At 72.5% G+C, this 12,888-nt stretch carries 13 protein-coding genes; 2 read left to right on the forward strand and 11 right to left on the reverse strand.

What is annotated here, in order from left to right:
- Positions 1 to 60 precede the first annotated feature (60 nt).
- The 8 genes from era to hrcA are packed head-to-tail and all read right to left on the reverse strand — an operon-like array spanning position 61 to position 6,852.
- The gene (era, locus tag BLQ67_RS01140; protein WP_092501698.1) at positions 61 to 948 is read right to left on the reverse strand and encodes a GTPase Era; all 888 of its coding nucleotides are present in this window, start codon (positions 946 to 948) and stop codon (positions 61 to 63) included.
- A complete protein-coding gene (locus BLQ67_RS01145; protein ID WP_092501700.1) occupies positions 945 to 2,210 on the reverse strand; it encodes a hemolysin family protein in 1,266 nt (421 codons plus the stop codon). The genes era and BLQ67_RS01145 overlap by 4 nt, the downstream gene beginning before the upstream one ends.
- On the reverse strand, positions 2,203 to 2,658 hold the full coding sequence (gene ybeY, locus BLQ67_RS01150) for an rRNA maturation RNase YbeY (protein ID WP_092501702.1): 456 nt from the start codon (positions 2,656 to 2,658) through the stop codon (positions 2,203 to 2,205). Before ybeY ends, BLQ67_RS01145 begins: the two co-directional genes overlap by 8 nt.
- Positions 2,655 to 3,632, reverse strand: coding sequence for a PhoH family protein (locus BLQ67_RS01155; RefSeq protein WP_092506704.1), 978 nt, complete (start codon positions 3,630 to 3,632; stop codon positions 2,655 to 2,657). The genes ybeY and BLQ67_RS01155 overlap by 4 nt, the downstream gene beginning before the upstream one ends.
- Positions 3,633 to 3,666: 34 nt before the next feature.
- On the reverse strand, positions 3,667 to 4,014 hold the full coding sequence (locus tag BLQ67_RS01160; RefSeq protein WP_092501703.1) for an HIT domain-containing protein: 348 nt from the start codon (positions 4,012 to 4,014) through the stop codon (positions 3,667 to 3,669).
- Between the two features lie 20 nt (positions 4,015 to 4,034).
- Positions 4,035 to 4,745, reverse strand: a complete 711-nt coding sequence (locus BLQ67_RS01165; protein ID WP_092501705.1) for a 16S rRNA (uracil(1498)-N(3))-methyltransferase — start codon at positions 4,743 to 4,745, stop codon at positions 4,035 to 4,037.
- The gene (locus BLQ67_RS01170) at positions 4,745 to 5,830 is read right to left on the reverse strand and encodes a DnaJ C-terminal domain-containing protein (RefSeq protein ID WP_092501707.1); all 1,086 of its coding nucleotides are present in this window, start codon (positions 5,828 to 5,830) and stop codon (positions 4,745 to 4,747) included. Before BLQ67_RS01170 ends, BLQ67_RS01165 begins: the two co-directional genes overlap by 1 nt.
- A complete protein-coding gene (gene hrcA / locus BLQ67_RS01175) occupies positions 5,827 to 6,852 on the reverse strand; it encodes a heat-inducible transcriptional repressor HrcA (protein ID WP_092501709.1) in 1,026 nt (341 codons plus the stop codon). The genes BLQ67_RS01170 and hrcA overlap by 4 nt, the downstream gene beginning before the upstream one ends.
- A gap of 153 nt (positions 6,853 to 7,005) precedes the next feature.
- On the opposite strand from hrcA, the gene BLQ67_RS01180 reads away from it, so the two are divergent.
- The gene (locus tag BLQ67_RS01180) at positions 7,006 to 7,662 is read left to right on the forward strand and encodes a DUF4870 domain-containing protein (protein WP_197674619.1); all 657 of its coding nucleotides are present in this window, start codon (positions 7,006 to 7,008) and stop codon (positions 7,660 to 7,662) included.
- 45 nt (positions 7,663 to 7,707) lie between these two features.
- Here BLQ67_RS01180 and hemW read toward each other — a convergent pair whose 3' ends face one another.
- Entirely contained in the window at positions 7,708 to 8,943 is a 1,236-nt protein-coding gene (gene hemW, locus BLQ67_RS01185) for a radical SAM family heme chaperone HemW (RefSeq protein ID WP_407922476.1), read from the reverse strand.
- On the reverse strand, positions 8,943 to 9,578 hold the full coding sequence (locus tag BLQ67_RS16560) for a DUF1990 family protein (RefSeq protein WP_172802228.1): 636 nt from the start codon (positions 9,576 to 9,578) through the stop codon (positions 8,943 to 8,945). The genes hemW and BLQ67_RS16560 overlap by 1 nt, the downstream gene beginning before the upstream one ends.
- 135 nt (positions 9,579 to 9,713) lie before the next feature.
- On the opposite strand from BLQ67_RS16560, the gene BLQ67_RS16270 reads away from it, so the two are divergent.
- The gene (locus tag BLQ67_RS16270; RefSeq protein WP_172802229.1) at positions 9,714 to 10,994 is read left to right on the forward strand and encodes a hypothetical protein; all 1,281 of its coding nucleotides are present in this window, start codon (positions 9,714 to 9,716) and stop codon (positions 10,992 to 10,994) included.
- A 30-nt stretch (positions 10,995 to 11,024) separates the two neighbouring features.
- Here BLQ67_RS16270 and lepA read toward each other — a convergent pair whose 3' ends face one another.
- On the reverse strand, positions 11,025 to 12,866 hold the full coding sequence (gene lepA, locus BLQ67_RS01200; protein WP_231945117.1) for a translation elongation factor 4: 1,842 nt from the start codon (positions 12,864 to 12,866) through the stop codon (positions 11,025 to 11,027).
- Positions 12,867 to 12,888 lie beyond the last annotated feature (22 nt).

Raw genomic sequence — 12,888 nt, forward strand, 5'->3', positions numbered from 1 at the left:
TCGCTGGATGCCGCGGCGCGACGACGCCGCGGCGTCACGACGCCGCAGGCCGAGGAGACCTCAGAGCCCGAAGCGTCCCAGCAGCTTCGGGTCGCCCTGCCACTCCTTGGCGATCTTCACGCGCAGGTCGAGGTGCACCTGCTGCCCCACGAGGGCCTCGATCTCGCCGCGCGCATCCTTGCCGATGCGACGCAGGCGCTCGCCGCCGCGGCCGATGACGATGCCCTTCTGGCTGTCGCGCTCGACCCACAGGTTCGCGTACACGTCCGTGATCGGCTTGTCCTCGCGCGCGACGATGTCGTCGATCGTCACGATGATCGAGTGCGGCAGCTCGTCGCGCACGTCCTCGAGCGCCGCTTCGCGGATGAGCTCGGCGACGCGGTCGCTCAGCCGCTCCTCGGTCGACGTCTCGGCGTCGTACAGCGGCGGCGCCTCGGGCAGCAGCTGCGCGAGCTCGTCGAGCAGCACGTCGAGCTGCCTCCCCGTCACCGACGAGAGCGGGATGACGGCATCCCACTCGCGCAGCGTCGCGACCTCGAGCAGCTGCTCGGCGACGCGCTCCTTGCTCGTCGCGTCGACCTTCGTCACGATCGCGACCTTGCGCGCGTTCGGGAAGCCCTCGAGCTGCGCGTCGATGTAGCGGTCGCCGGGGCCGAGGCGCTCGTTCGCCGGCACGCACAGGCAGATGACGTCGACGTCGCCGAGCGTCGTCTGCACGACGGCGTTGAGGCGCTTGCCGAGCAGCGTGCGCGGCTTGTGCATGCCGGGGGTGTCGACGATGACGATCTGCGCCTCGTCGAGGTGCACGATGCCGCGGATGGCGCGGCGCGTCGTCTGCGGCTTCGACGACGTGATGGCGACCTTCTCGCCCACGAGGGCGTTCATGAGCGTCGACTTGCCCGCGTTGGGGCGGCCGACGAACGTCACGAATCCACTGCGATGCGTCATTCCGCCTCCACCTCCGCCGGGGCCAGGCGCTCGACGCGCACGCGGCCCGCCTCGCGTCCTCGGCCGTCGAGCCGCTCGACCGCGAGCCGCAGGCCGTGCGCCTCGACGACGTCGCCGACCTCGGCGATGCGGCCGAGCTCCTTCTGCAGCAGGCCGCCGACCGAGTCGACGTCGTCGTCGTCGAGCTGCATGTCGAACAGGTCGCCGAGCTCGTCGATCTGCAGGCGCGCCGACACGACGAAGGTGCCGTCGGCGAGGGCGACGGCCTCGGCGCCCACGCGGTCGTGCTCGTCGTGGATGTCGCCGATGAGCTCCTCGATGAGGTCCTCGAGCGTCACGAGGCCCGCGATGCCGCCGTACTCGTCGACGACCATCGCGACGTGCACGCGCTCGACCTGCATGTGCGCGAGCGTGTCGTCGGCCTTCTTCGACTCGGGCACGAACAGCGCGACGCGTGCGAGCGATCGTGCCGTCTCGTGCTCGTCGGGTCGCATGGTGCGGCTGCGCACGACGTCGCGCAGGTAGAGGATGCCCTCGATCTCGTCGAGCGACTCCCCCGCGACGGGCATGCGCGACAGGCCGGAGTCGAGGAAGCGGCGCAGCGCCTCGTCGGCCGTCATGTCGTGCTCGGCGACGATCATGTCGGTGCGCGGCACCATGACCTCGCGCACGAACGTCTCGTTGAACTCGAAGATCGAGTGGATGAGCTCGCGGTCGTCCTCCTCGAGCACCGCGCGGGTCGTGGCCTCGTCGACCATCGACAGCAGCTGCTCCTCGCTCGTGAACGCCGTCTCGCGCTGCCTGCCGGGCGTCACGCGGTCGCCCACCGTGACGACGAGCGTCGCGATGGGGCCGAAGATGACGCGGAGGGCGCGGATCGGGCTCGCCGAGAGGCGCAGCAGCGCGCGGGCGTGCGCACGTCCGACGGCGCGGGGGCTCGTGCCGACGAGCACGAACGACGTCACGGCCATGATCGCGACGGCGACGACGAGCGCCCACCACCAGTCGAGCAGGCGCGTGAGGCCGATCGTGAGCAGCACGGCCGCGGTCGTCTCGAAGAGGATGCGGCCGAACTGCACGACCATGACGTGACCCGTGAGGTCGTTGGCGATGCCCTCGAGCGAGCCGGGGCTCCGCGCCTCCCCCGCCATCTCCTGCAGGTCGCGCGTGCTCGTGACCGACAGCGCGGCGTCGCACGCGGCGAGCCAGGCGCCGACGACGACGAGGACGGCGGCGATCGCGAAGAGCGACAGCTCAAGCATCGGCGGCTCGGAAGCGCAGCAGCAGCTCGTCCTGCAGCGCGAACATCTCGTCGCGCTCTGCGGGCTCGGCGTGGTCGAAGCCCAGCAGGTGCAGCATGCCGTGGGTCGTGAGCAGCTCGAGCTCGGCCATGAGCGAGTGCCCGGCCTCGGCGGCCTGCGTCTCGGCGACGGCCGGGCACAGCACGATGTCGCCGAGCAGGCCCGCGGGCGTCGGCTTCTCGGACGTGCCGGGTCGCAGCTCGTCCATGGGGAACGACAGCACGTCGGTGGGACCGGGCTCGTCCATCCACTGCACGTGCAGCTGCTCCATCGCGGCGACCTCGACGAGCACGACGCTCACCTCGGCCTCCGAGTGCACGAACAGCGCCTCGAGGTCGAACGCGACGAGGCGTGCGAGCCTCGCCTCGTCGACGGCGACGCCCGACTCGTTCAGCACGTCGACGCTCATCGTCGGCCCTTCCGCTGCAGATGCTCGCGGCGCTGCTCGCGCGTGCCGCCCTCCTGTGCCATCACGCGCGCCTCGTGCGCCGTGTAGGCGTCGACGATGCGGCCCACGAGCGTGTGCCGCACGACGTCGGCGCTCGTGAGCTGCGAGAAGTGGATGTCGTCGATGCCGCCGAGCACGCGGCTCGCGACCTGCAGGCCGCTCGTGCCCTCCGGCAGGTCGATCTGCGTGATGTCGCCCGTCACGACCATGCGCGAGCCGAAGCCGAGGCGCGTGAGGAACATCTTCATCTGCTCGGGCGTCGTGTTCTGCGCCTCGTCGAGCACGACGAACGCGTCGTTGAGCGTGCGGCCGCGCATGTAGGCGAGCGGCGCGACCTCGACGACGCCCGTCGCGAGCAGCTTCGGCACGAGCTCGGGATCCATCATCTCGTTGAGCGCGTCGTACAGCGGTCGCAGGTACGGGTCGATCTTGTCGGTGAGCGTGCCCGGCAGGAAGCCGAGGCGCTCGCCGGCCTCGACGGCGGGGCGCGTGAGGATGATGCGCTGCACCTCGCGGCGCTGCAGCGCCTGCACGGCCTTCGCCATCGCGAGGTACGTCTTGCCCGTACCTGCGGGGCCGATGCCGAACACGATCGTGTGCTCGCCGATGGCATCGACGTAGGCGCGCTGGCCCTCGGTCTTGGCGCGGATGCTCTTGCGCCCGGTCGTGAGGATCGCGTCGCCCGCGACGTCGGCGAGGGTCTTCGGCGAGTCCTCGCGGATGAGGCGCGCCCCCTCGCCGACCTCGGACTGGCCGAGGTCGGCGCCGTTCGCGACGAGGTCGACGAGCTCGCGCACGAGCCGCTCCGACTGCTCGACCTGCTCGGCGTCGCCGTCGAGCGTCACCTGGTTGCCGCGCACGGCGACGGTGACGTCGGGGTACTCGCGCTCGAGCCGCGTCAGCAGCCGGTCCTGCGGCCCGAGCAGCCGCACCATCTGGATGCCGTCGATCTGGATCTCGGCATGTGCGTCAGGCAAGGGACTCCTCGGTGAGGTCGGCGCCCGCGAGCACGTGGGCGTGGACGTGGAAGACGGTCTGGCCGGCGAGCTCGCCCGTGTTGAACACGAGGCGGAAGTCGCCGTCGGCGCGCTCGAGCGCGATGGCCTTCGCGGCGCGCACCATGGCCGCGAGCAGGTCGGGGTCGCCGGCGGCGAGCTCGACGACGTCGCGATACCGCGCGGTCTTCGGCACGACGAGCACGTGCAGCTCGGCCTTGGGCGCGATGTCGGCGAACGCGATGATCTCGTCGTCCTCGAGCACGATCTCGGCGGGGATCTCACGCGCGACGATGCGCTCGAAGATGGTGGGCTCTGCCATGGCTCCAGCGTACTCGCGGGTCACCAGCGCCACCGGGCCGCGAGGGCCGCGATCGCCGCCGGCCCTGCGGTCGAGGTGCGCACGACGTGCGGTCCCATGCGCACGCGCTCGCCGCCGAGCCGCTCGAGCTCGTCGGGTGCGATGCCGCCCTCTGGCCCGACGACGAGCAGCATGTCGCGGCCGTCGGGCTCGAGCGTCGACAGCGTCGCGTCGCCTGTCGGGTCGAGCACCACGAGGCGCCACGTCGACGCGAGCGCCGCGAGGGCCGTCGTGTCGACGACCTCGAGCACCTCGGGCACGTGGGCGCGCAGCGACTGCTTGCCCGCCTCGCGCACGATGGTGCGCCAGCGCGCGAGCGCCTTCGCGCTCTTGTCGCCCCTCCAGGCGACGATCGACCGCGACGCCTGCCACGGCACGATCGCGTCGACGCCGAGCTCGGTCGCAGCCTGGATCGCGAGCTCGGCGCGGTCGCCCTTCGCGAGCGCCTGCGCGAGGCCGATGCGCGGCGTCGGCGCCGGCTCGTGACGCACCGAGCGCACGACGAGCACGACCTCCGGACGCACCTCGGCGAACTCCGCGTGGCACAGCGTGCCGCGGCCGTCGGCCACGAGCACGCGCTCGCCCACCCGTGCGCGGCTCACCGTCGCGGCATGGCGCGCATCCTCGGGTCCGAGGACCACGCGGTCCCCCGCCTCGACGTCGAGGTCGTCGACGTAGTAGCAATGCGCCATCAGAAGCGCAGGAACCGATCACGGAGCTTCGAGAAGAGGCCCTGCTGGAACTGCGCCATGCGCGGAGCCGGCGGCTTCGTGCGGTCGCGCAGCTGCTCGAGCAGGTCCTGCGCCTTGCGGTCGAGCTTCGTCGGCGTCGCCACCTGCACGCCGAGCTTGAGGTCGCCGCGACCCGAGCCGCGCAGCCTGCCGACGCCGCGGCCGACGACCGTGAGCACGTCGGCGCTCTGCGCGCCCGCCTCGATCGACACCGTCACGGGGCCGTCGATCGACTCGATCGTCGCCTCGGCGCCGAGCGCCGCGTCGATCATCGACACCTCGAGGGTGCCGAGCAGGTCGTCGCCGTCGCGGCTGAAGACGTCGTGGTGCTTGACGTGCACCTCGAGGAAGAGCGTGCCGGGCTCGCCGCCCGCCTCGCCGACCTCGCCCTGGCCGGGCAGCTGGATGCGCAGGCCCGTGTCGACGCCCGCGGGCACGTCGACCGGGATCGTGCGCTCGGCGCGCACGCGACCGTGACCGGCGCACGTGGGGCACGGGATGGGGATGACGGTGCCGTGGCCCTGGCACGAGCCGCACGGCTGGCTCGTCACCATGTTGCCGAGCAGCGAGCGCACCTGGCGCTGCACGTGGCCGGAGCCCTTGCAGATGTCGCAGGTCTCCTCGCGCGTGCCCGGCGCCGTGCAGCGGCCGTCGCACGTCTCGCACAGCACGGCCGTCTGCACGCGCAGGTCGCGGTGCACGCCGAAGACGACGTCGTGCAGGTCGAGCTCGATGCGCAGCAGCGAGTCCTGGCCCGGGCGTCGCCTGGGCCGCGGCCCCTGCTGCCTGCCCGCGCCGCCGAAGAACTGCTCGAAGATGTCGCCGAGGCCGAACCCCGCCTGCTGCGGGCCGCGGTCGTAGTCGGCGCGCGACTGCGGGTCGGACAGCACGTCGTAGGCGTGCGTCACCGACTTGAAGCGCTCGGACGCCTCGTCCGACGGGTTCACGTCGGGATGCAGCTGCCTCGCGAGCTTGCGGTAGGCACGCTTGATCTCGTCCTGGCTGGCCTCGCGGGGCACGCCCAGGACCTCGTAGTGATCGCTCATCGCTCCTCGTCGTCGAGCAGCCGCGTCAGGTACCGCGCGACGGCGCGGACGGCTGCCATGTTCGATGCGTAGTCCATGCGGGTGGGGCCGAGCACGCCGACGCGGCCAGCCTCGTGCCCGCCGGCGCCGTAGGCGCCCGTCACGATCGACGTCTGCTCGAGCCCGTCGGCCATCTCGCGCCCGATGCGGGTCGCGACGGCCGTCGCCTCGGCATCCATCTCGCCGAACAGGCGCAGCAGGGTCACCTGCTCCTCGATGGCCTCGAGCACCATCGTGACCGAGCCCGACAGGTCGGCGCCGCCGCGCACGAGGTGCGAGGCGCCGGCGATGACGAGGCGGTCGCCCGCCGTGGGCGCCAGCACGTCGCCGAGCACGACGACGAGCCGCGCGGTCGCGGTCGCGACGGCAGGCGATGCCGCGTCGACGACGGTGCCGAGCGCCTCCTCGGCGTCGGTCGTGGGCTTGCCGGCGACGGCGACGTCGAGCGCGCGGCCGATGGCCTGCGCCGCCTCGGCGGCGATCTGCTGGCCGGCGTCGACCATGCGCTGCTCGACGCGCCCCGAGTCGAGGATGACGACGAGCAGCAGGCGCGCCTCGGCGACCTGCACGACCTCGACGCGGCGCACGCGCGCCTTCGCGACCGAGGGGTACTGCGCGAGCGCGACCTGGTTCGTGAGCTGCGACAGCAGGCGCACCGAGCGCGCCATGACGTCGTCGAGGTCGGCCGCCTCGTCGAGGAAGCGTGCGATCGCCTGCCGCTGGGCGGGCGACAGCGGCTGCATGCCCTGCAGCCGGTCGACGAAGACGCGGTAGCCCTTGTCGGTCGGGATGCGACCCGACGACGTGTGGGGCGCGACGATGAGCTCGGCCTCCTCGAGCTGCGCCATGTCGCCGCGGATCGTCGCGGCGCTCACCCCGAAGGAGTGGCGCTCGACGATCGACTTCGACCCGACGGGCTCGCTGGAGGCGACGTAGTCCTGCACGATCGCCCGCAGGACCTCGAGGCCGCGATCCGTGACCATCGTTCCCCCCTCGCCTGGCACTCGTCGTTCGTGACTGCCAATCGTACCGCGCTCGACGGGGCTCGATCCGTCTCGACCATGGGTGCGTTCTCAGCCTCCTGCGAGCATGATGGACGCAGCCAGTCCCGGCCCCCGTGATCGAGAGGTTCGACCATGACCGACCCCAACGGCCCCGCGGCCACGCCGGACGAGCCGCAGGCTCCGCAGTTCGGCGCCCCCACCCCGGGCGCAGCCCCGGCGCCGGGCCAGCCCGCGCAGCCCTTCTCCAGCCCCGCACCGGCTCCCGGCTCCGTGCCGCCGGCGCCGCCCGCCTACGGCGCACCCGGCCAGCAGGTGCCGCCGCAGCAGCCGCCCGCCGCTCCCCCGTACGGTGCGCCCGGCCAGCAGGTGCCGCCGCAGCAGCCCTACGGCGCTCCGCAGTACGGCGCCCCCGGCCAGCCGCAGTACGGCGCCCCGGCCGGCGCGCCCATGTCGCCGCAGGATGAGAAGCAGTGGGCGATGCTCGGCCACCTCGGCGGCATCCTCATGTGGCTCGGCCCGCTCATCGTCTTCCTCGTCTACAAGGACCGCAGCGCGTTCGTGCGGCAGGAGTCGAAGGAGGCGCTGAACTTCCAGATCCTCATGACGATCGGGCTCGTGGGTCTGCTCGTCATCGGCACGATCACGAGCGTCATCGGCGTCGGCCTCATCCTGCTCGGCCTCGCCTGGGTGCCGTCGGTCATCGGCATCATCTTCGCGATCATCGGCGCCGTGCGCGTCAACGGCGGCGGCTCGTACCGCTACCCGTTCAACTGGCGCATCATCAAGTAGACGCTGCCGGCGCGAGGCGAAGGGCACCCTGCGGGGTGCCCTTCGTCATGTCGAGGCGGTGAGGCGGCGCACGACCGTGTCGGCGAGTAGCCGGCCGCGATCCGTCGGCACGACGCGACCACGCAGCGCCGAGGCGCCGTCGACGAGCCCCTCGGCGATGAGCCCGGCGACGGCCGCGCGGCCGTCGGCGTCGAGCGCCTCGATCGGCAGCCCGGCGCGGATGCGCGTCTCGAGCAGCACCCGCTCGACGCGGCGCGTGTCGTCGTCGAGCACCTCGCGCGCGAGCGCAGGCGACTCCCCCGCCGCGAGGCGCTGGGCGTAGGCCGCCGGATGCTTGACGTTCCACCAGCGCACGCCGCCGACGTGGCTGTGCGCGCCGGGCCCGATGCCCCACCAGTCGTGGCCGAGCCAGTACGACAGGTTGTGCCGCGACACGGCGCCGCCGCGCGCCCAGTTCGACACCTCGTACCAGTCGTAGCCCGCGGCGCCGAGCGACGCATCCGCAGCCTCGTACATCGCGGCGTGCAGGTCGTCGTCGACGGGTGCGATCTCGCCGCGGCGGATGCGACGGGCGAGGGCCGTGCCGTCCTCGACGATGAGCGCGTAGGCCGACAGGTGGTCGACGTCGTACGACAGCGCGGCGTCGAGCGAGCGCTGCCAGTCGTCGAGCGACTCGCCCGGCGTGCCGTAGATGAGGTCGACGCTCACGTCGAGCCCCGCATCCTTCGCCCACTGCACCACGAGGGGCACGCGGGCGGGGTCGTGCGTGCGGTCGAGGGTCGCGAGCACGTGCGGCACGGCCGACTGCATGCCGAAGCTCACGCGCGTGAAGCCGGCGTCGGCGAGCACGCGCAGGTCATCGGCGTCGACGGAGTCGGGATTCGCCTCCGTCGTCACCTCGGTGCCCTCGGCGAGGCCCCACTCGTCGCGCACGGCCGCGAGCATGCGACCGAGGTCGCCAGGCGGCAGCAGCGTGGGCGTGCCACCGCCGACGAACACCGTCGAGAGGGGGCGCCGCACGGCGGCGTCGTGCGCGGCGAGGTCGTCGAGCACGCGGCCGGCGAGGCGCACCTCGGCGATCGCCTGGTCGGCGTAGTCCGCTTGCTTCGCGCCGCGCAGCTCGGTCGACGTGTACGTGTTGAAGTCGCAGTAGCCGCAGCGCACGCGGCAGAACGGCACGTGCAGGTACGCGCCGAAGCCGCGCTCCGCGGCACCCGGGGCGGCGGATGCGGGCAGCGCGCCGTCGACCGGCGCTGCGTCGCCGTCGGGCAGCTGCCCCATCAGTCGACGCGGATGCGGCGCAGCGCGTCGAGGTAGCGCGCGTGGTACTGCCGCTGGATGCGCTGCGTCACGGGACCGCCCAGCCTCGCCCACCACGCCTGCGGGCGCGAGAGCACGCGCAGGTGGAAGAAGACGGAGTCGTCGTCGGCGAGCTCGACGAGCATCCGCTCCTCGCCCGCCTCCGGGTGGCCCTCGAGCGAGCCGAAGATCACGGCGTGCGTCGTCGCCTCGTCCTCGACCGCGATGACGCGGATGGGCGCGTGGATCTGCAGCAGACCCACGCGGATGCGCTGCATCGCGGAGTCGCCGGGCTGCAGGAACGGCTCGCCGTCGGCCGCGAACACCTGCTGCGCCTCGGTCGACGCCGCCCGTGCCGGATCCTTGCCCTCGAACCCGACGGGCCGGTACGTCGACTGGTCGACGGTCGGCTGCACGTCGACCTCGATGCCGCTGAGACGCTGCACGCGCCACGTGCGCAGGCCTGCGACGGCCGCGTCGTAGCGGGCGCGACCGTGGCCGATGCGCGAGCGCTTCGAGACGAGCTCGTAGCCCTTCGGCGGGAACCGGTCGAAGTCGAAGTGCGCGGTCGCCCCGATGATGCCGTAGTTCGCCGGCCTCCCGGCAAGATCCTGCACTCCGCTGCTCCCACGTCGACTCGCGGCGCACCCGGGTTCGGATGGCCTCAGCGAGGATAGCGCGGCGGCGGCGCTCTCGGCATCCGTGGGGCTGCTCGTCAGGCTCGGCGGCGACGCGTCCGACAGGATGCGACGGTGCCCCTCCGCATCCGCGCGCTCGCCGCCGCCGCCCTCCTCGTCTCGCTCACGGCATGCGCCACGACGACTCCGCAGCCGTCGCCCACGGCCTCGAGCACGCCGTCGGCGTCCGCCGAGGCGTGCGCGACGAGCCCCGAGGCGGCGCCCGGCGACCCCGCCGCGCTCGTGACGCCACGCGCGCTCTGCGACGACGACGGCGAGGCGTGGGCGCGCACCTCGATGCCGGGATCGCTGCCGCTCTTCGCCGCCGAGGGCAGCGACGCCCCCGCGTGCGCTGCGCTCGGCGGGTCGTTCTCGGTCTCGCTGCTCGACGTCGAGCGCCTGCTGCACGCCCTGAGCGCCGAGTCGCTCGACGACGCAGGGCTGCCGCTGCTCGGCGGCGCGACCGTGCAGGCTGCGGTGCTCGACGTGCCCGACCACGCCGCGCACGTCGAGGCGGCGCTCGACGGCATGAGCGCTGCGTGCGCGGGCTCGACGGGTGCCGCGGGCCTCATCGCGGCAGCCGACCAGGACGGCTGGCGCGGCGTGACGGTGACCGCCGACGACGGCACGATCCAGCGCGTCCACTGGCTCGCAGGCGACGCGACGCTCGCGATCGTCGCGACCGACGACGACCTGCAGCCCGCATCCCTCGCCACGGTGCTGCGTGTGCAGCGCGCGCTGCTCGAGGACCCGCCTGCCGCGGACCCGTGGCCGGCGGACTGCGCCGCGAGCCTCCCGTGGGCCGAGGGCGAGCCGCACCTCGCCGCCGACCCCGCCTCGCTGTGCGCTGCCGACGGCGGACCCTGGATCGTCGCGCCGAACGCGATCGTCGAGCGCGTGTCCGGCGCGCGCGACGGCACCTGCCGGGCCGACTCGACGACGAGCAGCGCCGTGAGCGCCGAGCTGCTCGTCGCGCTCCTCGACGACACGTCGACCGTGCGGCTCGGTGACCGCCCCGCGTACGGCGGCACCGTCGTCGTCGCCGTGCTCGACGACGCCGCAGCCGCCGACGCCGCGGCGGTGGCGTTCGACGCCGGGCTCGCGTGCGTCGGCACGACGCTCGAGTCGGGCGTCGCGTGGGACCAGTCCGTCGCGGCCGTGCCCACCGTCGACGGCTGGACGTCGCTCGCGATCACCGAGAGGCCGCGCGCCGACGGGTACCCGGAAGGCACCGCGGTCGTGCAGCACTGGGCCGTGATCGACGGCGCCTTCGTGCTCGTGCAGGTGCCCGCCGACCTCGACGCCGCAGCGACGCAGACGCTGCTCGACGTGCAGCGCGAGCGCCTGAGCGCCTGACGCTCGCGCGCCCGGGGCGCGCGTCGAGGGCTACGACTCCTTGCGCTCGCCCGTCGAGAGCGCGGCGATGAACGCCTCCTGGGGGACCTCGACGCGACCGACCATCTTCATGCGCTTCTTGCCCTCCTTCTGCTTCTCGAGGAGCTTGCGCTTGCGGGTGATGTCGCCGCCGTAGCACTTCGCGAGCACGTCCTTGCGGATGGCTCGGATCGTCTCGCGCGCGATGATGCGCGCGCCGATCGCCGCCTGGATCGGCACCTCGAACTGCTGCCGCGGGATGAGCTCGCGCAGCTTGCCCGCCATGAGCGTGCCGTACGCGTACGCCTTCTCGCGGTGCACGATCGCGCTGAACGCGTCGACCTGCTCGCCCTGCAGCAGGATGTCGACCTTCACGAGGTCGGCCTCCTGCGTGCCGTCGACCTCGTAGTCGAGAGATGCGTAGCCCTGCGTGCGCGACTTCAGCTGGTCGAAGAAGTCGAAGACGATCTCGCCCAGCGGCAGGCGGTAGCGCAGCTCGACGCGGTCCTCCGACAGGTACTCCATGCCCTGCAGCGTGCCGCGACGCGTCTGGCACAGGTCCATGATCGTGCCGACGTAGTCCTTGGGCGCGAGCACCGTCGCGTTCACGACGGGCTCGACGACGCCGTCGATCTTGCCCTCGGGGAACTCCGACGGGTTCGTGACGATCACCGACTGCTTCGCCTCCGTGCGCACCTCGTAGACGACGCTCGGCGCCGTCGCGATGAGGTCGAGGCCGAACTCGCGCTGCAGACGCTCGGAGATGATCTCGAGGTGCAGGAGGCCGAGGAAGCCGACGCGGAAGCCGAATCCGAGCGCGACCGACGTCTCGGGCTCGTACACGAGCGCCGCATCCGAGAGCTTCAGCTTGTCGAGCGCCTCGCGCAGGTCGGGGTAGTCGGAGCCGTCGATCGGGTACAGGCCCGAGAACACCATGGGCTTGGGGTCGGCGTAGCCCTGCAGCGCCTCGGTCGCCGGCTTGCGCGACGTCGTGACCGTGTCGCCGACCTTCGACTGGCGCACGTCCTTCACGCCCGTGATGAGGTAGCCGACCTCGCCGACCGACAGGCCCTTCGACGCGATGGGCTCGGGGCTCGAGACGCCGATCTCGAGCAGCTCGTGCGTCGAGCCCGTCGACATCATCTGGATCTTCTCGCGCGGGCTCAGCGTGCCGTCGACCATGCGGACGTACGTGACGACGCCGCGGTACGAGTCGTAGACGGAGTCGAAGATCATCGCGCGGGCGGGTGCATCCACCTCGCCCTTCGGCGCGGGGATCGTGCCGACGACGCGGTCGAGCAGGGCCTCGACGCCCTCGCCCGTCTTGCCGGAGACGCGCAGCACGTCGGCGGGGTCGCCGCCGATGAGGCCAGCGATCTCGGCCGCGTACTTCTCGGGGTCGGCCGCGGGCAGGTCGATCTTGTTGAGCACGGGGATGATCTCGAGGTCGTTCGACATCGCGAGGTACAGGTTCGCGAGCGTCTGGGCCTCGATGCCCTGCGCGGCGTCGACGAGCAGGATCGCGCCCTCGCACGCGGCGAGCGAACGCGACACCTCGTACGTGAAGTCCACGTGACCGGGGGTGTCGATCATGTTGAGCGCGAAGGTCTCGCCGTCGACGTCCCACGGCATGCGCACGGCCTGCGACTTGATCGTGATGCCGCGCTCGCGCTCGATGTCCATGCGGTCGAGGTACTGCGCCCGCATGGCACGCGCGTCGACGACGCCCGTCAGCTGCAGCATGCGGTCGGCGAGCGTCGACTTGCCGTGGTCGATGTGCGCGATGATGCAGAAGTTGCGGATGCGCTCGGGCGCGGTCGAGGCGGGCTCGAGGGCGGTGGACGAGCGGGGCACGGTGCTCCTGGGGATCACGGGA

Origin of the sequence: Agrococcus jejuensis (assembly GCF_900099705.1) — a bacterium.
Classification (GTDB): domain Bacteria; phylum Actinomycetota; class Actinomycetes; order Actinomycetales; family Microbacteriaceae; genus Agrococcus; species Agrococcus jejuensis.

Excerpts from the sequence above, each read along its gene's own strand:
- era (WP_092501698.1), bottom strand. The coding sequence starts at position 948 with ATGACGCATCGCAGTGGATTCGTGACGTTCGTCGGCCGCCCCAACGCG.
- BLQ67_RS01145 (WP_092501700.1), bottom strand. The coding sequence starts at position 2,210 with ATGCTTGAGCTGTCGCTCTTCGCGATCGCCGCCGTCCTCGTCGTCGTC.
- ybeY (WP_092501702.1), bottom strand. The coding sequence starts at position 2,658 with ATGAGCGTCGACGTGCTGAACGAGTCGGGCGTCGCCGTCGACGAGGCG.
- BLQ67_RS01155 (WP_092506704.1), bottom strand. The coding sequence starts at position 3,632 with ATGGTGCGGCTGCTCGGGCCGCAGGACCGGCTGCTGACGCGGCTCGAG.
- BLQ67_RS01160 (WP_092501703.1), bottom strand. The coding sequence starts at position 4,014 with ATGGCAGAGCCCACCATCTTCGAGCGCATCGTCGCGCGTGAGATCCCC.
- BLQ67_RS01165 (WP_092501705.1), bottom strand. The coding sequence starts at position 4,745 with ATGGCGCATTGCTACTACGTCGACGACCTCGACGTCGAGGCGGGGGAC.
- BLQ67_RS01170 (WP_092501707.1), bottom strand. The coding sequence starts at position 5,830 with ATGAGCGATCACTACGAGGTCCTGGGCGTGCCCCGCGAGGCCAGCCAG.
- hrcA (WP_092501709.1), bottom strand. The coding sequence starts at position 6,852 with ATGGTCACGGATCGCGGCCTCGAGGTCCTGCGGGCGATCGTGCAGGAC.
- BLQ67_RS01180 (WP_197674619.1), top strand. The coding sequence starts at position 7,006 with ATGACCGACCCCAACGGCCCCGCGGCCACGCCGGACGAGCCGCAGGCT.
- hemW (WP_407922476.1), bottom strand. The coding sequence starts at position 8,943 with ATGGGGCAGCTGCCCGACGGCGACGCAGCGCCGGTCGACGGCGCGCTG.